Annotated in this window: 20 protein-coding genes; 7 read left to right on the top strand and 13 right to left on the bottom strand. The window is 67.2% G+C overall.

The window, feature by feature from the left end; translation table 11 throughout:
- Nucleotides 1–53 precede the first annotated feature (53 nt).
- The 10 genes from ACXYMN_RS17580 to ACXYMN_RS17625 form a co-directional block, all read right to left on the bottom strand.
- Nucleotides 54–1,133 carry a BMP family ABC transporter substrate-binding protein gene (locus ACXYMN_RS17580; RefSeq protein WP_459015091.1) on the bottom strand — a complete coding sequence of 360 codons (1,080 nt, stop codon included), beginning with the start codon at nt 1,131–1,133 and terminating at the stop codon, nt 54–56.
- Nucleotides 1,134–1,155: 22 nt separating this feature from the next.
- Nucleotides 1,156–1,890 carry an ion transporter gene (locus ACXYMN_RS17585; RefSeq protein ID WP_459015092.1) on the bottom strand — a complete coding sequence of 245 codons (735 nt, stop codon included), beginning with the start codon at nt 1,888–1,890 and terminating at the stop codon, nt 1,156–1,158.
- Nucleotides 1,887–2,810, bottom strand: a complete 924-nt coding sequence (locus ACXYMN_RS17590) for an ABC transporter permease (protein ID WP_459015094.1) — start codon at nt 2,808–2,810, stop codon at nt 1,887–1,889. Before ACXYMN_RS17590 ends, ACXYMN_RS17585 begins: the two co-directional genes overlap by 4 nt.
- On the bottom strand, nt 2,810–3,115 hold the full coding sequence (locus ACXYMN_RS17595; protein ID WP_459015096.1) for a hypothetical protein: 306 nt from the start codon (nt 3,113–3,115) through the stop codon (nt 2,810–2,812). The genes ACXYMN_RS17590 and ACXYMN_RS17595 overlap by 1 nt, the downstream gene beginning before the upstream one ends.
- The gene (locus ACXYMN_RS17600) at nt 3,112–4,197 is read right to left on the bottom strand and encodes an ABC transporter permease (RefSeq protein WP_459015098.1); all 1,086 of its coding nucleotides are present in this window, start codon (nt 4,195–4,197) and stop codon (nt 3,112–3,114) included. The genes ACXYMN_RS17595 and ACXYMN_RS17600 overlap by 4 nt, the downstream gene beginning before the upstream one ends.
- A 200-nt stretch (nt 4,198–4,397) precedes the next feature.
- Complete coding sequence (locus tag ACXYMN_RS17605; protein WP_459015100.1) at nt 4,398–5,921, bottom strand: ABC transporter ATP-binding protein; 1,524 nt, start codon at nt 5,919–5,921, stop codon at nt 4,398–4,400.
- 109 nt (nt 5,922–6,030) lie between these two features.
- Entirely contained in the window at nt 6,031–8,403 is a 2,373-nt protein-coding gene (xdhB, locus tag ACXYMN_RS17610) for a xanthine dehydrogenase molybdopterin binding subunit (protein ID WP_459015102.1), read from the bottom strand.
- Nucleotides 8,404–8,485: 82 nt separating this feature from the next.
- Nucleotides 8,486–9,868: a xanthine dehydrogenase small subunit gene (gene xdhA, locus ACXYMN_RS17615; protein ID WP_459015103.1), complete on the bottom strand. Its 1,383-nt coding sequence runs from the start codon at nt 9,866–9,868 to the stop codon at nt 8,486–8,488.
- A 137-nt stretch (nt 9,869–10,005) separates the two neighbouring features.
- Nucleotides 10,006–10,668: a hypothetical protein gene (locus ACXYMN_RS17620; protein WP_459015105.1), complete on the bottom strand. Its 663-nt coding sequence runs from the start codon at nt 10,666–10,668 to the stop codon at nt 10,006–10,008.
- Nucleotides 10,665–10,850 (bottom strand): hypothetical protein, encoded by a 186-nt coding sequence (locus tag ACXYMN_RS17625; RefSeq protein ID WP_459015107.1) that lies wholly within the window; start codon nt 10,848–10,850, stop codon nt 10,665–10,667. The genes ACXYMN_RS17620 and ACXYMN_RS17625 overlap by 4 nt, the downstream gene beginning before the upstream one ends.
- A gap of 152 nt (nt 10,851–11,002) precedes the next feature.
- Between ACXYMN_RS17625 and dnaE the strand changes: the two genes are divergently transcribed.
- Entirely contained in the window at nt 11,003–14,563 is a 3,561-nt protein-coding gene (dnaE, locus tag ACXYMN_RS17630) for a DNA polymerase III subunit alpha (protein ID WP_459015109.1), read from the top strand.
- 192 nt (nt 14,564–14,755) lie between these two features.
- Entirely contained in the window at nt 14,756–15,628 is an 873-nt protein-coding gene (locus ACXYMN_RS17635; RefSeq protein ID WP_459015111.1) for a hypothetical protein, read from the top strand.
- A gap of 151 nt (nt 15,629–15,779) precedes the next feature.
- Here ACXYMN_RS17635 and ACXYMN_RS17640 read toward each other — a convergent pair whose 3' ends face one another.
- Nucleotides 15,780–15,986 (bottom strand): SlyX family protein, encoded by a 207-nt coding sequence (locus ACXYMN_RS17640; RefSeq protein WP_459015113.1) that lies wholly within the window; start codon nt 15,984–15,986, stop codon nt 15,780–15,782.
- Between the two features lie 97 nt (nt 15,987–16,083).
- Between ACXYMN_RS17640 and hisS the strand changes: the two genes are divergently transcribed.
- From hisS to choX, 4 genes are all read left to right on the top strand, one after another.
- Entirely contained in the window at nt 16,084–17,568 is a 1,485-nt protein-coding gene (hisS, locus tag ACXYMN_RS17645) for a histidine--tRNA ligase (RefSeq protein ID WP_459015114.1), read from the top strand.
- Entirely contained in the window at nt 17,565–18,647 is a 1,083-nt protein-coding gene (locus ACXYMN_RS17650) for an ATP phosphoribosyltransferase regulatory subunit (RefSeq protein WP_459015116.1), read from the top strand. Before hisS ends, ACXYMN_RS17650 begins: the two co-directional genes overlap by 4 nt.
- Nucleotides 18,644–19,336, top strand: a complete 693-nt coding sequence (gene hisG / locus ACXYMN_RS17655; RefSeq protein ID WP_459015118.1) for an ATP phosphoribosyltransferase — start codon at nt 18,644–18,646, stop codon at nt 19,334–19,336. Before ACXYMN_RS17650 ends, hisG begins: the two co-directional genes overlap by 4 nt.
- 134 nt (nt 19,337–19,470) lie before the next feature.
- The gene (gene choX / locus ACXYMN_RS17660; RefSeq protein WP_459015120.1) at nt 19,471–20,409 is read left to right on the top strand and encodes a choline ABC transporter substrate-binding protein; all 939 of its coding nucleotides are present in this window, start codon (nt 19,471–19,473) and stop codon (nt 20,407–20,409) included.
- A gap of 217 nt (nt 20,410–20,626) precedes the next feature.
- Here the strand turns inward: choX and yghU are convergent, their stop codons facing one another.
- Together yghU and ACXYMN_RS17670 are read right to left on the bottom strand one after the other, a co-directional pair.
- Nucleotides 20,627–21,484 (bottom strand): glutathione-dependent disulfide-bond oxidoreductase, encoded by an 858-nt coding sequence (gene yghU / locus ACXYMN_RS17665; protein ID WP_459015122.1) that lies wholly within the window; start codon nt 21,482–21,484, stop codon nt 20,627–20,629.
- 278 nt (nt 21,485–21,762) lie between these two features.
- Entirely contained in the window at nt 21,763–22,194 is a 432-nt protein-coding gene (locus ACXYMN_RS17670) for a DUF1489 family protein (RefSeq protein WP_459015124.1), read from the bottom strand.
- Between the two features lie 122 nt (nt 22,195–22,316).
- Between ACXYMN_RS17670 and ACXYMN_RS17675 the strand changes: the two genes are divergently transcribed.
- Nucleotides 22,317–24,602 (top strand): adenosylcobalamin-dependent ribonucleoside-diphosphate reductase, encoded by a 2,286-nt coding sequence (locus tag ACXYMN_RS17675; protein ID WP_459015125.1) that lies wholly within the window; start codon nt 22,317–22,319, stop codon nt 24,600–24,602.
- The last annotated feature ends 185 nt before the right edge of the window (nt 24,603–24,787 follow it).

Consider the following 24,787-nt stretch of genomic DNA (forward strand, 5'->3'; position numbering starts at 1 on the left):
GTCGGCGCAGGGTGGGCCGCCCGTATCCGGACGGCCCCTGTTCAACTTTGCGATCAGTTCGGGATCTCGCCGCTCAGGCCCTCGACGTAGAAGTCCATGCCCAGAAGCGTGCCATCCTCGGCAACCTCGCCCTCGGCCAGCCAGACGCTGCCATCCTGCTTGTTGATCGGCCCGGTGAACGGGTGATACTCGCCCGCAGCGATCGCATCCTTCAGCGCCAGCGCCTCGGCCTTGACCTCTTCGGGCACAGCGTCCGAAATTTCGCCGATGCCGACCATGCCGGGGCCGATGCCGTCCCAGGTGTCGGTCGATTCCCAGGTCCCGTCCATGACCGCCTTCACCCGCGAGATGTAGTAAGGTTTCCAGTCGTCGATGATCGACGAGACCCGCGGCATCGGCGCGAATTCCGACATGTCCGAGGCCTGGCCAAAGGTAATGACGTTGCCCGCTTCCTGTGCGGCGGCCTGGGGTGCTGTCGAGTCGGTGTGCTGCAGGATCACGTCGGCGCCGTTTTCAATGAGCGCGCGCGCGGCGTCGGCTTCCTTGGCCGGGTCGAACCAGGTGTAGGCCCAGACGATCGAGAACTCGACATCGGGGTTCGCCTTCTTGGCGTGCAGATAGGCCGAGTTGATGCCGCGGATCACTTCCGGGATCGGGAAGGACGCGATGTAGCCGATCTTGTTGGTCTTGGTCATCTTGCCCGCGATGTGACCCTGAATCGCGCGGCCCTCGTAAAAGCGCGCCGAATAGGTCGAGACGTTGTCGGCACGCTTGTAGCCGGTGGCGTGCTCGAACTTCACGTCGGGAAACTTTTCGGCCACGGCCAGCGTCGGGTCCATGTAGCCGAAGGACGTGGTAAAGATCAGATCCGCGCCCGACAGCGCCATCTGGGTGATCGCCCGTTCGGCATCCGCGCCTTCGGGCACGCTTTCCTGGAACACGGTCTCGACCGCGTCGCCGAATTCCTCCTCCACCGCGAGGCGGCCCTCGTTGTGCTCATAGGTCCAGCCGCCATCGCCCACGGGGCCGACGAAGATGAAGCCGACCTTGGTCTTTTCGCTATGCGATGCGGCGAAGCCGGTGGTGGCCAGGGCCGCCGCCGCGGCTGTGGCAAGTAGTGTTCTGCGAAGCATTTCAGTTCTCCCAAGTGGTGATTCAAGACTGGCCGCGATCATCGTCGCGGCGGTGGCCTCTTAGCAAGGCCGCGGTGATGACACCGGCCGGAATCGCGATGATTCCGACGCCGATGAGTAAAATGAAGCCGGTGAAGATGCGCCCTCCGAGGGTGATCGGATAGACATCGCCGTAGCCAACGGTCGTCAGCGTGGCCAGCGCCCACCACATCGCGGCCGGGATCGACCCGAACTTGTCGGGCTGCACCTCGTGCTCGAAGTAGTGGATCCCGGCGGCGGCGATGAACAGCGTGATCGACGCCGCGATGACGAACAGCAACAGCTCGTCGCGGGCTTCCTCGAAGGCCCGTTCGATCCGCATCATGGCCCGGCTCAGACGCAAGAGCTTCAGCAGCCGGACAGCGCGCAACAGGCGCAGCATCCGCAGGCTCAGCGCATCCGGCATGATCAGCAGGATCGCTGGCACGATCGCCAGCAGATCGAGGATACCCCAGAAACTCAGGGCATATTTCCAGCGGTTGGGCGCAGACCAGAGGCGCATGGCGTATTCGACGGAAAAGATGGCCAGCACGATGTATTCGCAGGTCCAGAGCGCGCGCTTCAGCGGGGCCGGCAGATCGGGAACGCTCTGGACCGTGATGATCAGCGCCGACAGCACGATGACCCCGGACAAGCCCAGGGCAACGGCGCGACCGTAGACCGGATCGCTGCCCTGAAGTGCCAGATGCACCCGGTTCTTGACGGCCTCCGACATCATTGCGTGGCGTGGAACGGTCGCCCGAGCGAGGCCGGCGCGCCATGCACCCCCCGCGCCGAGATGATGACCAGGACAAGGATCGTGATCAGGTAGGGCGACGCCGACAGCAACGCCACCGGCACCGCCGCCCCCGCCGCCTGCAGGTTCAGCTGCAATACCGTGACGCCGCCGAACAGATATGCCCCGACCAGCACCCGGCCCGCCCGCCACGAGGCGAAGACCACGATCGCCAGCGCGATCCAGCCCGCCCCCGCGGTCATCCCCTCGGTCCATTGCGGCACCCGCACAAGGCTCAGATAGGCTCCGCCAAGCCCGGCGCAGGCACCGCCGAAGAAGATCGCCATCATCCTTATGCGCACCACCTTGTAGCCCAGCGCATGCGCCGCCTCGTGGTTTTCGCCCACCGCCCGCAGGGTCAGCCCGGCGCGGGTGTATTTCAGAAAGGCCCAGACGGCGGCGACAAGGACCAGCGACAGATAGACCATGACATCGTGCGAAAACAGCATCCGCCCGACCAACGGCAGATCCGACAGCGGACCCAGATCCAGCTTCGGCAAGGTGGGCGATTTCATACCCTCATAGGGTTTTCCCACCAGCGACGACAGGCCAAGCCCAACCAGCGTCAGCCCCAGCCCGGTCGCCACCTGGTTCGATAGCAGGACCTGCGTCAGAAACCCGAAGGACAGCGACAGGCAGGCGGCGGCAAGGGCGGCTGCCGCAAACCCCCAGACCGGCGTGCCGGTATTGACCGCGACGGCAAAGCCGACCACCGCGCCGGTGATCATCATCCCCTCCACCCCGAGGTTCAGCACCCCGGACTTCTCGACCACCATCTCTCCGATGGCGGCCAGCAGGATGGGCGTGGCCGACACCATGATCGACGCGACCAGCAGAACGGGTGAAATCGAGGACAGGTCCATCACACGCCCCCCGCCCAAAGCGCAAGGCAACCGAGGCACAGCAGCGCCACCCCGGCGACCCCCCCCGCCACCATGCGGCCAAGATGCGCCGGGCGGGGGCGATGCCACGCGCGCAACCGGGCAAGGTGGGGCTTCAGGGGCGTCCAGCGCAGCGCCAGCGCGGCCAGTGCCAGAACCGCCGCCAGCGCCGCCACATGCAGCGCCACAAAGCCCCAAAGCGCCCCTGCGCCAAGGGTGTGGACCATCAGCGCCATCATCGGTCCCATGACCATCCCCATGGCAAAGGGCAACCCGGCAAGTCTCATGCGACCACTCCCTGTCCGAAGCGAATGCGGTAATTGGTGAACACGTCGACGCCAAGCAGGAAGAACAGCAGCATGCCCTGGAACAGCTGGATCGACGCCCCCGGCACGCCCAACATCAATTGCGCCAGCTCGCCGCCGATATAGGTCAGCGCCATCAACAGCCCCGCAAGCAGGATGCCGATCGGATTGAGCCGCCCGAGAAACGCCACGATGATCGCGGTAAAGCCGTAGCCCGAGTTGAAATCGATCGAGATCTGCCCGGCGGGCCCGGTCACCTCGAACACCCCCGCGAGCCCCGCCAGCACGCCCGCGATGCCAAGACACAGGATGACGATGCGGCCCGGGTTCACGCCCGAGAAGCGCGCCGCCCTCGGCGCCTCGCCCGACAGGCGGATGTTGAACCCCTGGATGTGCCGGGTCAGCAGCACATAGGCCAGAATGACGGCGATGAAGGCCGCGACGACACCCCAATGCATGCCCGTGTCGGCAAACACCTCGCGGTTGGCGGCGGCGTCCCACTGGCGGAAGTTGCGACTGCCGGGAAAGCCCCTGCCCTCGGGATTGCGCAACAATCCCGACGACACCGAGGCAAGGATGGATTCCGCCACGTAGACCAGCATCAGCGACACGAGGATCTCGTTGGTGCCGAACCGCGTCTTCAGGATCGCCGGGATCATCGCCCAGGCCCAGCCCCCCAGCGCCCCGGCGATCACCATCAGCGGAAACAGGAACATGCTGTCGGACGGATAGAAGGCCAGCCCCGCCGCCGCGCCGCAGACCGCGCCCATGATGTATTGCCCCTCGGCCCCGATGTTCCAGATCCCCGCCCGGAACCCGATCGACAGGCCGACCGCGATCAGGATCAACGGCCCGGCCTTGACCAGCAGCTGGGGCCGCGAATAGGCCGCGAATTGCGGGTTGAACAGCGGATCCCAGAAGATCGTGCGGATCGCCTCGAAGGGCGGCTTGCCCAGCAACGCGAACATGATGCCGCCGACGATCATGGTCAGCGCCACCGCGATGACCGGCGACAGACCGGTCCAGAGTCGGGACGGTTGGGGTCGTTTTTCAAGCCGGATCATGCGCGCGCCTTTCCGAGGGGGTCGCAGGTGGCAAACCGGGTTCTTGCGTATTTTTCAAATGGAAAGGCATGCAGGTCGTGCCGTTCATCCTGCCGATGCGCATGGGGCGCGGGCAGCGGCGCGCGCTGTCGGGCAGGGGCGCGCCCGCCCGCCTTTCCATTTTCCAAATACGCAATCCCGTCCGTAACGGGCGCGCGACGTCAGGCAAGGGCATGGGCCACCTCCATGTCATGCGCGCCGCCCATCATCAGGCCGATCTGTTCGATGGTCAGCTCGGCCACCGGTCTCGAGGGCGACAGCCGCCCTTCGTTCAGGGCCGCGAACCGGTCCGAGATTTCCATCAACTCGTCCAGATCCTGGCTGATCACCAGAATGCCCGCGCCATCCGCCGCCAGGTCCAGAAGCGCCTGGCGGATTGCGGCTGCCGCCGCCGCATCGACGCCCCAAGTCGGCTGATTGACCACGAGCACGTCGGGGGTCTGAACGATCTCGCGGCCGATGACGAATTTCTGCAGGTTGCCGCCCGAAAGCGCCCGCGCGGCGGTCTGGGTCGACGGCGTGCGGACATCGAAACGGGTGATCACGTCGCGCGCGAAACCATCGGCGGCGCCCCAGTCGATGAAGCCGTTCCGCACCAGCCCGGCGCGGCGCGCGGCGGTCAGCACACCGTTCTCGACCAGGCTCATGTTGGGGGCGGCGGCGTGGCCCAGCCGTTCTTCGGGGGCCGACAGCAGGCCCTGGTCGCGGCGCGCGATCGGGCCCTCGCGGCTGACGTCCCGGCCCTTCAGGGTCACCGTACCTTTCGGGGCCAGCCGTTCGCCGGACAGCGCGCCCAGCAGCTCGTCCTGACCGTTGCCCGCGACGCCGCCGATGCCCAGCACCTCGCCCGCCCGCAGCGCCAGGGACACATCGCGCAGCGGCGTTCCGAATGCCTCGGGCGCGGGCAGACTCAGGCTGGCGACCTCGAGCAGGACCGCGCCCAGCTTCGGCGACCGTGCCGCCGGTGCCGCGAAGCTGGAACCGACCATCATCTCGGCCATCTCGCGCGCCGTCGTCTCGGCGGGGATGCAGGTCGCGACCTTCTTGCCCAGCCGCAGGATCGTCGCGGTATCGCAGAGCGCGCGGATCTCCTCGAGCTTGTGCGAGATATAGAGGATCGAGGTGCCTTCGGCCTTCAGCTTGCGCAGCGTCTTGAACAGGATCTCGACCTCTTGCGGGGTCAGCACGCTGGTCGGTTCGTCCATGATCAGCAATTTGGGGTCCTGCAGCAGGCAGCGGATGATCTCGACCCGCTGGCGTTCTCCGGCGGACAGCGTGCCGACCACGCGGAACGGATCGAGCGGCAGGCCGTAGGCTTCCGACACGTCGCGGATCTGTCTGGCCAGATCGCGGGTCTTGGGCGGGTTTTCCATGCCGAGGGCGACGTTTTCGGCCACGCTGAGCGCATCGAACAGCGAGAAATGCTGGAACACCATGGCCACGCCTGCGCGCCGGGCCTCGGCTGGTTCACCTGGAGCGAACGCGGCGCCGCGCAGCGCCATCGCGCCGCGATCGGGCTTTACCAGCCCGTAGATCATCTTGACGAGGGTCGACTTGCCCGCGCCGTTTTCCCCGAGCAGCGCGTGGATCTCACCCGCGCCGATCTCGAACGAGATGTCGTCATTGGCGACAACGCCGGGATAGGCCTTGGTCAGGCCCCGGAGGCTGAGAAGCGGCTGGTCCAAGGCGCGGCATCCTTTGATGGTCTGATCTGTGGCAGGCGGCTTGCGACACCCCGGGCGATTGTCCGGGGCGCCGCGCAATCATGTGCGCAGGCGTCGGGGGGTGCAACGGTCATTGCCGCACCCGTCGGACGGCGGCCAGTACCTGTTCGGGCGTGGCGGGGGCCGAAAGGGCCGGGTAGCCGGGGCCCGAGGCCGCGATGGCATCGGACAGGGCGAAGAACACCGACAGGCCCAGCATCAAGGGCGGCTCGCCCACCGCCTTGGAACGATAGATCGTGTCTTCGCGGTTGCAGCCCGCCCACAGGTCCACGTTGAACACATCCGGGCGGTCCGAACAGGCGGGGATCTTGTAGGTCGACGGGGCATGGGTGGTCAGCCGCCCGTCGGCGTCCCAGACCAGTTCTTCGGTGGTCAGCCAGCCCGCGCCCTGAACGAACCCGCCTTCGATCTGGCCGCGATCGAGCGCGGGGTTCAGCGAACGCCCGCAATCGTGCAGGATATCGGTGCGCAGGATGCGGTGCTCGCCGGTGCCGGTGTCGATCGCCACTTCCGAGCAGGCCGCGCCATAGGCGAAGTAGTAGAATGGCCGCCCCTGGCCCTTGATCCGATCCCAAGACAGCTTCGGCGTCTTGTAGAACCCGGTGGCGGACAGGCTGACCCGCCCCTCGTAGCACTGCCGGGCGGCGGCTGCGAAGCTGAGGCTTTCGCCCGCCACATCCACCTGGCCTTCGCGGAACTGAATTGAGGCCGGGTCGGTCTGGTGCCGTGCGGCGAGAAAGGCGGCCATGCGGTCGCGGATGGTCTCGGCTGCGGCCTTTGCGGCCATGCCGTTCAGATCCGCCCCCGAGGAGGCCGCCGTCGCCGAGGTATTGGGCACCTTGGCGGTGTCGGTGGCGGTGATCCGGACCGCACCCGTATCGAGGCCGAAGACCGCCGCGGTGACCTGTGCGATTTTCTGGAACAGACCCTGTCCCATCTCGGTGCCGCCGTGATTGAGCACTAGACTGCCATCCTGGTAGACATGCACCAGCGCGCCGGCCTGGTTGAGATGCGTCAGGGTGAAGGAGATGCCGAACTTCACCGGTGTCAGGGCGAGGCCGCGTTTCAGGATCGGGCTGTCGGCATTCCAGCCCGCGATCGCCGCGCGGCGGGCATCGTAGTCGCAGCGCTCGGACAGTTGCGCGGTGATCCGGCCCAGGATGAAGTCCTCGACCGGCATGCCGTAGGGTGTGGTCCGGGCTGCCGCGCGGGCCGCGTCGGTCCCGGCATCCGCGGTATCCCCGGCAAGCTCGGTCGGAGCGGACCGGGCGGAGGCCTTGGGGGTTGCGGGATCGCCGGTCATCTCCGGGTAGTAGTTGCGCCGCCGGATCTCGAGCGGGTCGAGCCCGAGCCTGTGGGCCGCGTGATCCATCACCCGTTCGATCCCGATCATGCCCTGCGGCCCGCCGAAGCCGCGAAAGGCGGTGGCCGACTGGGTATTGGTCCTGAGCCGGTGGCTTTCGATCCGGGCGGTCGGCAAGAGGTAGGCATTGTCCGCGTGCAGCATCGCGCGGTCGGCGACCGGCAGCGACAGGTCCTGCGCCCAGCCGCAGCGCATCAGGTGCACGAACTCGACCCCGACGATGCGACCATCCGCGTCAAAGCCCGCGCGGTATTCGATGCGGATATCGTGCCGCTTTCCGGTGATCGTCATGTCATCGTCGCGGTCGTAGCGCATCTTCGCGGGCCGCCCGGTTCTGGCGGCGACGATGGCGCAGGCGATGGCCAATGCGTTGCCCTGGCTTTCCTTGCCGCCGAAGCCGCCGCCCATGCGCCGTGTCTCGACCCGCACGCTGTGCATCGGTTGGCCCAGTGCGTCGGCCACCTTGTGCTGGATTTCGGTGGGATGCTGGGTCGAGGCGTGAATGACCATGTCGCCGCCTTCCTGCGGCAGGGCGAGGGCGGTCTGGCCCTCGAGGTAGAAATGCTCTTGTCCGCCGACATCGATGTCGCCCGAGATCACGCAGGCGGCGTTGTCGATGGCCTCGCCCGCGTCGCCCTTTTCCCAGATCCGGGGGCCGTCCTCGAAGCGGCTGCCGGCATCGAGCGCATCGTCCACGGTCAGGATCGCATCGCGTTTCTTGGTCTCGAAAACCGCTTTGCGCACCGCCTTGCGGGCGGCCAGATGCGAGGTCGCGGCGACCAGAAAGACCGGCTGGCCGAGGTAGTGGACCGCATGGCCCGACAGCAAGGGTTCGTCCTGCGCCGAGGGCGAAAAATCGGTCTTCCGGTCGAGATCGTGGGCTTCCAACGCCAGCACCACCCCCGGGCTCGCGCGGACCGCCGCCAGATCGAGGCTGGCGATCCGTCCGGCGGCGATCGGGGCCGTGCCGAAGGCCAGGTGCAGGCAGGTCGCCGGAACCGGGATGTCGTCGACATAGCGCGCCTGCCCGGTCACATGCAGGCGGGCGGCGTCGTGGGCAAGCGGTCTGGCGACGCTCATGGCGACCCCCGGCGTCGGGACCGGTGGCCCGCCGGGCGCGGGCGTATTTGGAAAATGGAAAGACCGCGGGGTCGGGCAAGGATCATGGCGTCACCTCGAGCACCGAGGTCGGGGCGCCGGTGGTTTCGGCGAGGCAGCGGCGCAGCATGGCGCGGGCGGCGGCGAGCCGGTATTCCGCCGAGGCGCGCATGTCCGACAGCGGCTCGAAATCGGTCTCGACCGCGTCGAGCGCGGCGCTGATGCCGGTGCCTGTCCAGTCCGCGCCGATCAGGGCTTTTTCGACCGCCGGGCTGCGTCTGGGCGTTGCGGCCATGCCGCCGAAGGCCACCCGGGCGGCGGTCACGCGGCCGTCGGTGCGGGTGATGTTGAAGCCGCCGCAGACCGCCGAGATGTCCTGGTCGAACCGTTTCGACAGCTTGTAGACCCGCAGGTCCGGCGCGTGGACGGGGATCTGCACCGCCTGCACCCATTCGCCCCGGGCGCGGTCCTGTTTGCCGTAGTCGAGGAAGAATTCCTCGAGCGGCATGTGGCGCAGGTTGTCGCCCGCGCGCAGTTCCAGCACGGCCCCCATGGCGATCAGCGCCGGGGGATTGTCGCCGATCGGCGAGCCGTTGGCGATATTGCCGCCGATGGTGGCCGCGGCACGGACCTGCGCCGACCCGTAGCGGCGGATCATTTCCGCGTAGGAGGGATGGCTTTCGGCGACCGCCGCCAACACCCGGTCCATGGTCACGCCCGCGCCGATATGCAGCCGGTCGTCCACCCGGGTGATCCGGGCCAGGTCCGCGCAGCGGTTGAGGAAGATCACGTCGCCGAGGTCACGCAGGCCCTTGGTCACCCAGAGCCCGACATCGGTGGCCCCGGCGATGAGCGTCGCGTCGGGATGCCGGGCGTAGAGCGTGGCCAGCTCGTCCGAGGATGTGGGCGCATAGGGCGCGTCGGTCTGTGGTGGGGTCGCCGCCGACGGCAACAGGTTGCGGTCGGCCAGGAGCCATTCGGGCACCGGCTGGTCCGACGCCGCCCGGGCCGCGCGGATGATCGGCGCATAGCCGGTGCAGCGGCAGAGATTGCCCGCCAGCGCGTCATCGAAGCGGGTCTCGCCGTTCAGGTGCGCCACCGCCATCGACACCACGAAGCCCGGGGTGCAGAAGCCGCATTGCGATCCGTGTTCGGCGATCATCGCCTCCTGCACCGGGTGCAACGTGCCATCGGGACCGGCGATGCCCTCGACCGTGCGCAGCGCGCGGCCATGCAGCTGCGGCAGCAACAGGATGCAGGCATTGAGGGCACGCGCGCCATGCGCATCGGTCACCATCACGGTGCAGGCCCCGCAATCGCCCTCGTTGCAACCTTCCTTGGTGCCGGACAGCCCGCGTGTGTCGCGCAGCCAGTCGAGAAGCGTCATCGTCGGTGCGACGTCGGCAATCTCGACACTCTCTCCGTTGAGAAGAAAGTGGACGTCCATGATGAAACCTTGCCGCGGTACCGGATGCCCGTTGGGTGCGCGCCCTCGATGCGACGTAGAAGGCGGCGGGCCGTTTATTGTTCTGGGGGTCAGGCTAGGAGGGTCGCGCGGCCATTGGCAAGCGAAATTTGCCCGTCCTAACCGCCGAGCAGGAAGATCGCCAAAGGAACAGGCAGAACCGCGAGCAGTACCGCGGCCAGAAACAGATGGGGTGCGAAGACACCGCTCAGCCCCGCCGCGAAGGCGATGCCGCCGCCGCCGCCGATGACCACGTTGCCGGGCATGTTGATCAGCACCATCAGCGCGATGTAGCGGTGCTGCGCCAGCCGCGTCAGCGCCGGGGTGTCGATCAACTCGACCAGCATCCCGGGGCGGTCTTGCCCGGGCAGGGCGGCCAGCCGCTCCATAAGGGCCGCGGCGCGCGGCAGTTTCCACCGGCGCAGCGCCCGTGCCGTGGTGGCCTGGGGCACCAGCCGACCGGCACCATAGGCCAGCATCAGGCTCAGCACCGTTCCCGCGTAGACAAGCGGCGCGAGGCCGGGTCCGAAGACCGTCAGCAAGGTCATGCCGATCTCGGCGCCGGGCACGAATGGCAGGGCGGTCATGACCACATACGCCAGCAGCGCCAGCAGGATGATGCGGTACATCAACGCTTCGTTATGCGGCATGATCTCGATGCCGATGGCGTCCTGGATCTGCCGTGACAGGTGGATCGCGGCAAGGATCACGACGACGATGACCACAAGGCGCAGCGCCAGCCCGGTATAGAAGCGCCAGGGCGGTGCTTCGGTCGGGGTCATGGTCCGGCACGCATGTTGACCGGCACCGCCGCGCGCGGACGGTGCCGCATCGGATCGGCCATGCCGAGGTTTATCGCGCGCGGTGTCGCCCGGGCGTGATCGATCTTCCGGCGGGCGCGCGACGCCCGGAAGACCGCGCCACAACATGCCGCGACGGTCGCACATCGGGATATCCAGCGCATGGAAGGGCTCCTTCGGGCACAAGGGTAGACGTCTGGCGGTCGTCTGCCCAGCCTCTTTGGGGGAGGGCGCACGGCCTCTGCGCCGGTCCGGGCGGGGTGCCCCCGCCGATTTGCCCCTTTCCCCGCGCGATGGCCCTACATAATGTGGCGGCATGGCAGATCCCCGATTCATCCATCTTCGCGTGCACACCGAATATTCCCTGCTTGAAGGGGCGATGCGGCTCAAGAAATTGCCCGCGCTCTGTGCGCAGGCCGGGATGCCGGCGGTGGCGGTCACCGACACCAACAACCTTTTTGCGGCGCTGGAATTTTCGGTCGGCGCGGCGGCGGCGGGCATCCAGCCGATCATCGGCTGCCAGGTCGATCTGCGCTTTGCCGATCCGGGCCCCGGAGAACGGCCCCGCGATCCGGCCCCCGTGGTGCTTCTGGCCCAGTCCGAACGCGGCTACGAGCATCTGATGAAGCTCAACTCCTGTCTCTACCTGCGCGGCGACGGTGAACTGGCCCATGTCACCCTTGATGAACTCGAGGCGCATTCCGAGGGGGTGATCTGTCTGAGCGGTGGCCCCGACGGCCCCGCGGGGCGCCTGTTGCGACAGGGCAGCCGGGGGGCGGCAGAGGCGCTGATGGTGCGGCTGCACGCGATCTTCGGCGACCGGCTCTATGTCGAGTTGCAGCGCCATCCCGGCGACGATGGCGCCCCCGAGGCCGAGCGCCTGACCGAGCGCGGCTTCGTCGAGATGGCCTATGCGATGGGGCTACCGCTGGTGGCCACCAACGATGTCTACTTCCCGAAGTCCAAGATGTACGAGGCCCATGACGCGCTGATCTGCATTTCGGAAGGGGCCTATGTCGACCAGTCCGGGCCGCGTCGCCGCCTGACGCCGCAGCACTACTTCAAGTCCCCAGAAGAGATGGTGGCGCTGTTCGCCGATCTGCCCGAGGCGGTGGAGAACACCGTCGAGATCGCCCGCCGCTGTGCCTTCGCCGCCTACAGGCGGGACCCGATCCTGCCGAAATTCGCCGATGACGAGGTCGAGGAACTGCGCCGCCAGGCCAAGGCGGGCCTTGCCGACCGTCTCGCGGTGATCCCGCATGCGACCTCGGTCGCGGACTACGAGAAACGGCTCGAATTCGAGCTCGGCATCATCGAGGGGATGGGCTTTCCGGGCTATTTCCTGATCGTGGCCGATTTCATCAAATGGGCCAAGGACCACGACATTCCGGTGGGGCCGGGGCGCGGTTCGGGCGCGGGCAGCCTGGTGGCCTACGCGCTGACCATCACCGATCTCGATCCCTTGCGCTATTCGCTGCTGTTCGAGCGGTTCCTGAACCCCGAACGGGTGTCGATGCCGGACTTCGACATCGATTTCTGCATGGACCGCCGCGAAGAGGTGATCCGCTACGTGCAGGAGAAGTACGGCCGCGACAAGGTCGGCCAGATCATCACCTTCGGCGCGCTTTTGTCGAAGGCCGCGGTACGCGATGTGGGCCGCGTCTTGCAGATGCCCTACGGGCAGGTGGACCGGCTGTCCAAGATGATCCCGGTCGAGGGCGTCAAGCCGGTGTCGATCGAAAAGGCGCTGGCGGACGAGCCGCGTCTGCGCGAGGAAGCCCGCGCCGAAGAGGTGGTGGACCGGCTGCTGACCTATGGCCAGCAGGTCGAGGGGCTCTTGCGCAATGCCTCGACCCACGCGGCGGGGGTGGTGATCGGCGACCGGCCGCTCGATGCGCTGGTGCCGCTCTATCAGGATCCGCGGTCGGACATGCCCGCGACCCAGTTCAACATGAAATGGGTGGAGCAGGCAGGGCTGGTGAAGTTCGACTTTCTCGGCCTGAAGACGCTGACGGTGATCCAGAACGCCATCGACCTCATTCACAAGGGCGGGCGGCCCCTGCACGTTGCCGCCGACGGCACCGAGATCTACGCGCCCTTCGAGGGGGCGGAAAACGATATCGGGCAGATCCCGCTCGATGACGAAAAGACCTACAGGCTCTATGCGCGCGCCAAGACGGTGGCGGTGTTCCAGGTGGAAAGCTCGGGCATGATGGATGCGCTGAAACGCATGAAGCCCGACTGCATCGAGGACATCATCGCGCTCGTGGCGCTTTACCGGCCCGGCCCGATGGAGAACATCCCGAAGTTCTGCGAGGTCAAGAACAACCTGTCGGAGCGCGACACGCTGCACCCGTCGATCGATCACATCCTCGACGAGACGCAGGGCATCATCGTCTACCAGGAACAGGTGATGCAGATCGCCCAGGAGATGGCGGGCTATTCGCTGGGCGGGGCCGACCTTCTGCGCCGCGCCATGGGCAAGAAGATCCAGGCGGCGATGGATGCCGAGCGACCGAAATTTCTGGCCGGTGCCAAGGAAAACGGCGTCGACAAGGACAAGGCGACCGAGGTCTGGAACCTTCTCGACAAGTTCGCCAATTACGGCTTCAACAAGTCGCACGCGGCGGCCTATGCGGTGGTCAGCTACCAGACGGCGTGGCTGAAGGCGAACCACCCGGTCGAGTTCATGGCTGGCGTGATGAACTGCGACATCCACCTGACGGACAAGCTGGCGGTGTATTTCGAAGAGGTGAAGAAGGGGCTTGAGCTGCCCTGGGTGCCGCCTTGCGTGAACCGCAGCCAGGCAAGTTTCGACGTGGTAAACGGAGAACTGGTCTATGCGCTGGGCGCGCTGAAAAACGTCGGGCTCGAGGCGATGCGCCTGATTGTCGATGCCCGCGGTGGCGCTCGTCCGCCCGGACGGGCGTCCTCGCCACCGGATGCGAAGACGCCGGCGACGGCGGAAGAGCGGCCCTTCGCCACGCTGTTCGATCTGGCCCGTCGGGTCGACCTCAAGCGCGTCGGCAAGCGACCGCTCGAGATGCTGGCGCGCGCCGGAGCCTTCGATCAACTCGATCCCAACCGCCGCCGGGTGTTCGAATCCCTCGATCCGCTGGTGGCCTATTCCGCCGCGATCCACGAGCAGAAGGCGTCCAGCCAGGTATCGCTGTTCGGCGATGCGGGCGAAGACCTGCCCGAACCGCGTCTGTCGCCGGTCAACGACTGGCTGCCCGCCGAACGCCTGGCCGAGGAATTCAAGGCGATCGGCTTTTACCTGTCGGGGCATCCGCTGGACGACTATCTGCCCGCGCTCCGGCGCAAGGGCGTCCTGACCCTCGACGAGGTCATGAAAAAGGCCGAGGCGGGCCCGTGCCTCGCCAAGCTTGCAGGCTCGGTCGCCGGGCGGCAGGAGCGCAAGTCGGCGCGCGGCAACCGCTTCGCGTTCTGCCAGTTGTCGGATCCGACCGGGGCCTTCGAGGTCACACTTTTTTCCGAAACGCTCGAGAAATCCCGCGAACACCTCGAGACCGGAGCCAAGGTCGTCGTCACCGTCGAGGCCACGATGGAGAGCGAACAGCTCAAGCTTCTGGGCCGGTCGGTTGCGCCCATCGACGCGGCGATCGCCGATGCGGGCTCCGCCGGTCTGAAGATCTTCATCGAGGACGAGGCCGCGATTGCGCAGATCGCCTCGGTGCTGTCGCGCGCCGCCGAGCAATTGCCCAAGGCCGGGCGCGGGCCGGTGCATCTGTGCCTGAGCCATCACGATCTGCCCGGAGAGGTCGAGATCGGCCTCGAGGAGGCGTTTCCGGTGACGCCCGAGATCAAGGGCGCGATCAAGTCGCTGACCGGCATCATGGACGTGGTCGAGTTCTGAGACCCCGTTGCGACACGATCCCGTGACACCGGGCCCGCTTGTCCCGGGGGGGCTTGCCGGGATACACATGCGGGGCAACCGACCCCGCGAGGCCCCCAATTGCGAGCGATCCTGACAGCCTTTTGCGCGACCCTCGCCCTGACCGGATGCGCGGGTTCCGGGGGGCGTGACACCGGCCCTGACGCCGCCCCCGTGCTGTCCGATGTCGCGCTTGCGGATGGGGCCGGGCAGGTTGGCGTGGCCGCGGTCGGCGCGGATATCGCCCCCACCGGCCAAAGCGGCGGCGCGGCCCTGTCCGACACCGCCGCGATGGGCAGCGCGCCGCCGTCCGGGGCCGCGGCGCCCACCGGCGGGTTGCTGGGCTTTTTCCGTCAGCGGTCCCAGGCGGCGCAGGCGCAAGCCACGCCCGGGGCGGTGGATGCGCCGCCGCAGGGCGATGCCGACGTCACCGCAAGTCCGGCACCTGACAGCGCGACCGCGACCGTGGCATCGGTACCCGCACCGGCACCGAAAGCCCCGGGCGGGTTGCTGTCGGGGCTGTTTGGCGGCAGCGGCGCTGGCGCTGGCGGTGGCGGTGCGGTCTCTGCCCTCTCGGAGGTCAGCCCCGGCGAGGCCGTGCCCTTCGGAACCCTGGCGCGGCTTTGCGGCGTCGATGTCGCGCGGCTGGCCGCGCCGGTGCAGGAGCATCAGCGCTACCGCCTTTATGACAGCGCCGCGGGCGCGACCGGGCCGCGCAACTGGTATATCACCGGCTTCGACGATGGCTGTGCGCGCCAGTTCACCGCGGCGCTGGCGCTGTTCGGCAGTGTCGAGACGCATGAGAGTCTGCGCTACGGCGCTGCGGGCAAGGATCTGCCCATGACCGCCACCGACGCGGCCTACAAGGACGTCAAGTCCCGCGTCTGCCGCGTCGGGCGCAACGATCCCTGCGGTCGTCGGCTGGATCGACTGGACCGGACCAGCGTCTTTATCACCATCTACGAGCGCTTCGGCGGCAACGGTCGCTGGATGAACGCTTTCCTGCACGATGGCGACGTGGCGGCGACGGATATCGCATCGAATTGAGCCCGCCGGAGGCGGGCACAGGTCTGGCCGCCCGATCCCCGGGGGATCGGGCAGCGGATTGGGGCGCTGCCCCAAACCCCGGGCGATTTTCTGGAAAAGTGAAGCGGCAAGGGCGGTCCGGTGCGCTGTGGCGGACCCGTCGCCCGGGGTCTCAGTAGTGCGGCGGGCGGTCGTCGGCGTAAAGATGCGCGCCGGTCTGGTCCGCGTCCTGTTCCGCCGCGCGCGCCATCAGCCTTGCCAACCGCGCGGTGAGCGTCGCGATTTCGCGGTCCTGGCGCGCGACCGTGTCCGACAGATCGTCGATCTGCGCCATCATGTGGGCCAGGCGTTCTTCGATGCGTTGGGTCGGGTCGGTCATGGGTCCTGCCTTTGTCCGCGCCGCTTGCCCCCGCGATGCGGAGGGGCTAGGGGTTGCCGCGCGAAAACACCCCCCCTGTCAGCCAGAGACTTACACCATGGCCAAAGAGAAAAAACAGCCCCGTCCGAAGGCCGAGACGCCGAAAGGCTTCCGCGACTATTTCGGCGCGGAGGTGACCGAGCGGCAGGACATGCTCGCCCGGATCGCGGCGGTCTATCATCGCTACGGCTTTGATGCGCTGGAAAGCTCGGCCGTCGAGACCGTCGAGGCGCTGGGCAAGTACCTGCCCGATGTGGACCGGCCCAATGCCGGGGTTTTTGCCTGGCAGGAGGGCGAGGAGGACGGCAAGGGCGACTGGCTGGCGCTGCGCTATGATCTGACGGCACCGCTGGCGCGGGTCTATGCGCAACACCGCAACGATCTGCCGACGCCGTATCGCCGCTACGCCATGGGGCCGGTCTGGCGCAACGAAAAGCCAGGGCCGGGGCGGTTTCGCCAGTTCTATCAATGCGATGCGGATACGGTGGGCGCGGCGTCCGTGGCCGCCGATGCGGAGATCTGCGCGATGCTCTGCGAGGCTTTGGAAGAGGTCGGCATTCCGCGTGGCGACTACGTGGTGCGGGTGAACAACCGCAAGGTGCTGAACGGGGTGCTGGACGCGACCGGTGTCGCCGATACGGCCACGCGCGATGCGGTTCTGCGCACCATCGACAAGTTCGACAAGGTCGGCGAGGCCGGGGTGCGCGAGCTGTTGGGCAAGGGGCGGCTGGATGCGTCGGGGGCCTATATCGACGGCGTCGGGCTGAACGATGCGCAGGCCGCGCCGGTTCTGGCCTTCCTGACCTCGCGCGGACAAAGCGCGGAAGAGACGCTGGCCAACCTGACTGCGGCGATCGGCGACAGTTCCGCGGGGGCGGACGGCGTCGCCGAGTTGCGCCAGATCGCCGATCTGCTGTCGGCGCAGGGCTACGGCCCTGATCGCATCGTCATCGACCCCTCGGTGGTGCGTGGCCTCGGCTACTACACCGGGCCGGTCTTCGAGGCCGAGCTGACCTTCGAGATCCTCGACGAGAAGGGCCGCACCCGCCAGTTCGGGTCGGTCGCGGGCGGCGGGCGCTATGACGATCTGGTCAAGCGCTTTACCGGGCAGGCGGTGCCGGCCACGGGCATCTCGATCGGCGTCGACCGGCTGCTGGCGGCGTTACATGCCAAGGGCCGGACCCAAACCACAGCGCAGGGCCCCGTCGTCGTCACCGTCATGGACCGCGCCCGGATGGCCGATTACCAGGCCATCGTCGCCGAGCTGCGCCAGGCGGGCATCCGCGCCGAGGTCTATCTTGGCAATCCGAAGAACTTCGGCAACCAGTTGAAATACGCCGACAAGCGCGCCGCGCCGGTCGCGGTGATCGCGGGCAGCGACGAGTTCGAAACCGGCAAGGTGCAGGTCAAGGACCTGGTGCTGGGCGCGCAGATCGCGCGGAACGCGACGCTGGAAGAGTGGAAGGAACGCCCGTCGCAATTCGAGGTGGCGCGCGCCGATCTGGTGGCCAAGGTTCGCGAAATCCTGGACACCCCGCGATGAGCACCCGCGCGGCGCGCAAGCGGGCTCTGGGCCTGCGTGCCCTGTTCGAAGCCGCCGGGGCCGAGGTGGTGGATTGCGCGATCCTGCAACCGGCGGAGACGCTGCTCGATCTTTATGGCGAGGATATCCGCGCCCGCGCCTATGTCACCCAGGACCCGGCCCGGGGCGAACAGATGCTGCGCCCGGATTTCACCGTGCCGGTGGTGCAGATGCACATGGACGGCGGTGCCGAGCCCGCGCGCTACACCTATGCCGGTGAAGTGTTCCGGCGGCAGGAGGACGACCCCGACCGGGCCTCGGAATATCTACAGGTGGGGTACGAGCTGTTCGACCGGACCGATCCCGAAGCCGCCGACGCCGAGGTTTTCGTGCGCATCCGCGAGGCGCTGGGCGCGCTGCCGCTGCGGGCCGCGACCGGCGATATCGGCATCCTGAAAGCGGCGGTGGCGGGCCTGCGCACATCGGATGCCCGCCGCCGCGCGCTGATGCGGCATATCTGGCGGCCTCGGCGCTTCCGGGCGTTGCTCAACCGGTTTTCCGGCAAGACCCCGGTGCCGGAAAAACGGCTGGACCTGCTGGCCGCCGCCGATCCCTTCGCCGGGACCGGGCCGATCATCGGGCTGCGCAGCCGCGCCGAGATTGCCGCCCGGATCGAAGCCCTGCGCGCCGATGCCCAGGAGCCGCCGCTGTCGCGCACCGAGATCGGCATGATCGACGAATTGCTGTCGGTGTCGGAAACCTGCCCCTTCGCGCTCGATCATCTGCGCCACATCTCGATGGATTTCCCCGACCTGCGCCACGCCGTTTCCCGGTTCGAACGGCGTTGCGAGGCGCTGGCGGCGCGCGGCGTCGCGGTCGATACGCTCGATTTCGAGGCAGCCTACGGGCGCAGCTCGATGGAATATTACGACGGTTTTGTCTTCGGCTTCTACGCCGAGTCCCGCCCCGGGCTGCCACCGGTGGCCACCGGCGGGCGCTATGATGCGCTGACCGCGCGGCTGGGCCAGGGGCGCGGCATTCCGGCGGTGGGCGGGGTGATCCGGCCCGATCTTCTCGATGCGCTGGGAGGCCAGCCATGACCGTGAAACTGGGCGTGCCCTCCAAGGGCCGACTGATGGAAAAGACCTTCGACTGGTTCGGGGCGCGGGGTATCACCCTGACGCGGACCGGGTCCGACCGGGAATACTCCGGGGCCGTCAGCGGCATCGACAACGTGTCGCTGGTGCTGTTGTCCGCCGGAGAGATCCCGCGCGAACTGGCGGCGGGGCGGCTGCACCTGGGGGTCACCGGCACCGATCTGATCCACGAGAAACTGGTGCAATGGGACCAGAAGGTCGAACCGCTGGCACCGCTCGGGTTCGGCCATGCGGATCTGATCCTCGCGGTGCCGCAGGCCTGGGTCGATGTCGATACGCTGGACGACCTCGATGCCGCCGCCGCCGCCTTCCGCGCGGCGCACGGTTTCCGGCTCAGGATCGCGACCAAGTATCACCGGCTGGTGCGCGACCACCTGCGCGATGGCGGCGTTGCCGATTACGCGCTGGTGGATTCGCAGGGCGCGACGGAAGGCACGGTCAAGAACCGCACCGCCGAGGCCATCGCCGATATCACCTCCACGGGCGAGACGCTGCGCGCCAATCACCTCAAGATCCTGGGCGATTGCCCGATTCTGCGCAGCCAGGCGACGCTCTACCGGTCGCGGGTGGCGGAAAAAACCGATGCGGATCGCGAGACGCTGCAGGCCATGGTCCGGATGCTTGATCTCTGACCCGGTAATTCTACAATCTCGTCAGGGGGTTACAGGCGCGAGGGCCGATGCCGGGGAATCGTCTTTGACTCGCGAGTCGAAAGCCGCATGATCTGCCCCATCCGGGACACCCCAACCAACGGGAGACCAAAGACATGTCAAAGACCATGCAGACGACCCTGACCTCCATTCTTGCGCTCGGCCTTGTGGCCGGTGCCGCCCAGGCGCAGGACGCGTGCGCGGAGCTGACCTTCGCCGATGTCGGCTGGACCGACATCACCGCCACCACCGCGGCCACGACCGTCGTGCTCGAGGCGCTGGGCTACGAGACCGAAACCAAGGTCCTGTCGGTGCCGGTGACCTATACCTCGATGGCCGACGGCAATATCGACGTCTTCCTCGGCAACTGGATGCCGACGATGGAGAACGACATCAAACCCTATCGCGAGGCCGGCACCGTCGACACCGTGCGCGCCAACCTCGAGGGCGCGAAATACACCCTTGCCACCAACGCCGCCGGTGCCGCGCTTGGCATCGACAGCTTCGAGGCGATCGCGGCCAACGCCGCCGCGCTGGACGAGACGATCTACGGCATCGAGCCGGGCAATGACGGCAACCGCCTGATCCTCGACATGATCGAGGCGGGTGCGTTCGATCTGGGCGGCTTCGACATCCGCGAAAGCTCGGAACAGGGGATGCTGGCACAGGTCGAACGGCTGTCGGACCGCGACGAGCCGATCGTCTTCCTCGGCTGGGAACCGCACCCGATGAACGCCAATTTCGACCTGACCTATCTGGAAGGCGGCGACGACTGGTTCGGGCCGGATTTCGGCGGGGCGACCGTCTATACCAACACCCGCGCGGGCCTGGTCGACGAATGCCCGAATGTGGGGAAACTGCTGCAGAACCTCAGCTTCACGCTGGCCATGGAAAACGAGATCATGGGCGCGATCCTGAATGACGGGCAGGATGCCGACGAGGCCGCGACTGCCTGGCTGGCGGCGAATACCGATGTCGTGGAAGGTTGGCTCGATGGTGTGACCACCATCGACGGCGGTGACGCCAAGGCCGCGGTGATGGCCGCGCTGAACTGACCTGACTGCCCGCCGCGCATCGCAAAAGGCCGCCCGTCGGGAGCGGCCTTTTTCATGTGGCGGGCACCGATCCTGGGGCTGCCCACCTTGGGTTCCAGTGCTTCAGGCCCGTGCCCCCCGGGGGGGAGGGGGGGGCGTGGCGCGCCACCGACGCCCGCCGCGCATTTACCGCAGGACAGGCAGCGCCCGGCAAAGCCGCCGCGCCGTATGGTCGCCGTCAGTCGTTGCCGATCTTGTCCTGCGTCCGGGTCTCGAAATCAGAGGCATCGTGCCGTTCGAGAAGTTGCTCATGCGGCGCGCCTGCGGTGCGGTTGACCATCCTGCCGCGCCGTGCCGCGGGCCGGTTTTCGATCGTCTCGGCCCAGCGGATCACGTTGGTGTATTCGTGCACCGACAGGAACGTGCCCGCATCATAGGCCTGCCCCTGCACCATGCGCCCGTACCAGGGCCAGATCGCCATGTCGGCAATGGTATAGTCATCGCCCAGCATGAACGTCTTGTCGGCCAGATGCTTGTCGAGCACGTCGAGCTGGCGCTTGGTCTCCATCGCGTAGCGGTTGATCGGGTATTCCAGGGGCTCGGGCGCATAGGCATAGAAATGCCCGAAACCGCCGCCGAGGAACGGCGCCGACCCCATCTGCCACATCAGCCAGGACAGCAATTCGGGCCGGTCCTCGGGCTTGCCCATGAACATGCCGAACTTTTCGGCCAGGTGGATCATGATCGCGACCGATTCGAAGACCCGCACGGGCGTGTCGCCGGAATAGTCCATCAGCGCCGGGATCTTCGAGTTGGGATTGATCGCGACAAAGCCCGATCCGAACTGGTCGCCTTCGCCGATGCGGATCAGCCACGCGTCGTATTCCGCCTCGGTCACGCCCGCCTCCAGCAATTCCTCGAACAGCACCGTGACCTTGACGCCGTTGGGCGTGCCCATCGAATACAGCTGGAACGGATGCTTGCCGACCGGCAGGTCCTTGTCGTGGGTGGCACCGGAAACGGGTCGGTTCTGGCTGGCCCAGGCACCGCCGCTTTCGGCGTCCCAGGTCCAGATCTCGGGGGGCGTATAGCTCATGGTTGACCTCCTGCGTTGCGTGTCGCTTGAACTGGAACTTATGCGCTCTGCTCCGAAAGGCCAGCGCCCGATTCGTGCTTGCGCGCACAGGTGTCGCGGCCCGGATGAACCATGCCGTTGGCGCGCGCCCCCGCCCTTGCGCGCCGCCGCTGTCACGATCGGACCAAAAATACTCTCAAGGGTCGTCAGTGTCGCGCCATTGGTCCGAGTGACGATGGCGACCGAGGGAACAGACAGCCCCCGCGCCTGTGCAACGCCGGAACCCGTGCGGCGAGGGCCTAGCGGACGCCGATATCGGCCAGGGCACCCGCCAGTGCGGGGGGCAGATCGTCGTCGTCGGCTCGACCGGCGGACAGATCGACCGGCGCGTCCCCGGCGGCCAGATAGCGCCAGCCCTGGAACGGGCGACGCGGCGCGGGGGCGACACGGACAAGGACCGGGTCGAGGACGATGGCGCAGCGCCGGATGCCGTCGCCGCGGATGACCTCGTCCAGCCGCAACACCCGCTGGCGGCACTGGATCAGCCCCTTGATCACCCAGTAGATCGAGCCGCCATCGACGATCTGCGGCTCTTTCCTGGGCCACATCCGGGTGACGTGGCGCGGCAGGCCGTCGGGCCCGCGCGCCCGCGCCGACGCCTGCCAGGCGATCAGCGTTTCCACCGATTCTGTCCCGGCGGACAATTTCAGAAGATGCACGGGGTCTGGCACGCTCGAAACCTTTCTGATCCCTTATGATGTGGGCGTCCGGGGACGTGATGCAAGCCGTTGTGCCAAATCGCCGCTTCGGCTATGTTGGAAGGCCGTCGCACTTCATCGCCAAGGATGCCCGAATGACCCGTTTTGCCGCCCCCATCGCCGAGCAGATCTGGGACATGAAATACCGCCTCAAGGAGGCGGATGACACCCCCATCGACGCCGACGTCACGGCGACATGGCGGCGCATCGCGCGGTCGCTGGCCGAAGTCGAGTCCGATCCCGCGGCCTGGGAAGACCGGTTCTACCATGCGCTCGAGGATTTCCAGTATCTGCCCGCCGGGCGGATCACCGCGGGGGCCGGCACCGGGCGGTCGGTAACCCTGTTCAACTGCTTCGTGATGGGCACGATTCCCGACAGCATGGGCGGCATCTTCGAGATGCTGAAAGAGGCCGCGCTGACCATGCAGCAGGGCGGCGGCATCGGCTATGACTTCTCGACCATCCGGCCCCGGGGCGCGCTGGTCGAGGGCGTCGCGGCGGATGCGTCCGGCCCGTTGTCCTTCATGGATGTCTGGGATGCGATGTGCCGCACGATCATGTCGGCGGGGTCGCGGCGCGGCGCGATGATGGCCACGATGCGCTGCGATCATCCGGATATCGAGGATTTCATCAGCGCCAAGGCCGACTCTGCACGGCTGCGCATGTTCAACCTGTCGGTGCTGGTGACCGATCCGTTCATGGCGGCGGTCAAGGCCGATGGCGATTGGGACCTGACCTTCAGGGGCCAGGTCTACCGCACCCTCAAGGCGCGGGACCTGTGGAACCGCATCATGCGCGCGACCTATGATTTCGCCGAGCCGGGGGTGATCTTCATCGACCGCATCAACGCCGCCAACAACCTCAACTACTGCGAAACCATCGCCGCCACCAATCCCTGCGGCGAACAGCCCCTGCCGCCCTACGGGGCCTGCCTTCTGGGGTCGGTCAACCTCGCGCGGCTGGTCACCGACCCGTTCGAGGCGGATGCCCAGCTTGACCCCGACCGGCTGAACCGCATCGTCGCCACCGCCATCCGGATGATGGACAACGTCGTCGATGCCTCGCGCTTTCCGCTGGAACAGCAGCGCCAGGAGGCCGTGAACAAGCGCCGCATCGGGCTTGGGGTCACGGGCCTTGCCGATGCGCTTCTGATGCTGGGGCTGCGCTACGGGTCGGACGCGGCGGCGGCCCAGACCGAGGCCTGGCTGAAACAGATCGCCCGCGCCGCCTATCTGGCGTCGGTCGATCTGGCCAAGGAAAAAGGGCCGTTCCCGCTGTTCGATGCCGAGGGATACCTGGCCTCGGACAACATGCGGCGGATGGATGACGACGTGCGCGCGGCTGTCCGGGAATACGGCATCCGCAACGCGCTGCTGACCTCGATCGCGCCGACCGGGACGATTTCGCTTTACGCGGGCAACGTGTCCTCGGGGATCGAGCCGGTCTTCGCCTATGCCTACACCCGCAAGGTGTTGCAGAAGGATGGCAGTCGCACCGAGGAAGAGGTGGTGGACTACGCCGTCGCGCTCTACCGCGACAAGTTCGGGGCCGATGCGCCGATGCCCGAACATTTCGTCAACGCCCAGACGCTCGATCCGCTCGACCATGTCAAGATGCAGGCGGCGGCGCAAAAATGGGTCGACAGTTCGATCTCGAAGACCATCAACTGCCCCGAGGATATCAGCTTCGAAGCCTTCAAGGATGTCTACATGGCGGCCTTCGAACAGGGCTGCAAGGGCTGCACCACCTACCGGCCCAACGATGTGACCGGGTCGGTCCTGTCGGTGTCGGACAGCGAACCCAGGTCGTCGGAACAGCCGGTTCTGGTGTCCGAAAGCTCCGACAGCGCCGAAGTGGTCTATATGTCCGAACCGCTGGAACGTCCGCAAACGCTCGAAGGCGCGACCTACAAGCTGAAATGGCCCGACAGCGAACACGCCATCTACCTGACCATCAACGACACCATCGTCGGCGGGCGCAGGCGTCCGTTCGAGGTCTTCATCAACTCCAAGAACATGGAGCATTTCGCCTGGACCGTGGCGTTGACGCGGATGATCTCGGCGGTGTTCCGGCGCGGCGGCGACGTCAGCTTCGTGGTGGAAGAGCTGAAGGCCGTCTTCGACCCGCGCGGCGGGGCCTGGGTCAAAGGCAAGTACATCCCCTCGATCCTGGCGGCCATCGGCGGCGTGATCGAACAGCACCTCGTCGCCATCGGCTTTCTGGAAGGCGAAGGCATGGGCCTGAAAAGCGATCCGCAAGCGCAGGTCGTCGGCCTCGATACGCCGCGCGGCAAGGCCTGCCCATCCTGCGGCCAATACGACATGCGCATGATCGAAGGCTGCATGACCTGCGGCAGCTGCGGACACAGCAAATGCGGCTGACCTGACAGGCGGGCTGTCGGGGCCTGTGCCCTGCGCGCGACGGGCACAGGCCCGACCGCCCCCCCCCCCCGGCCGCCCCCGGTGCCCGCCCTTCGGCGTCGCCGTCGTGCCATCGCGCCGCGCCCGCACACGCCGCCCTCACGCCACGACCGCATCCGGGCATGCCGGCCGACCCTCGCCAACGT

The organism is Roseivivax sp. CAU 1753, from assembly GCF_054482575.1.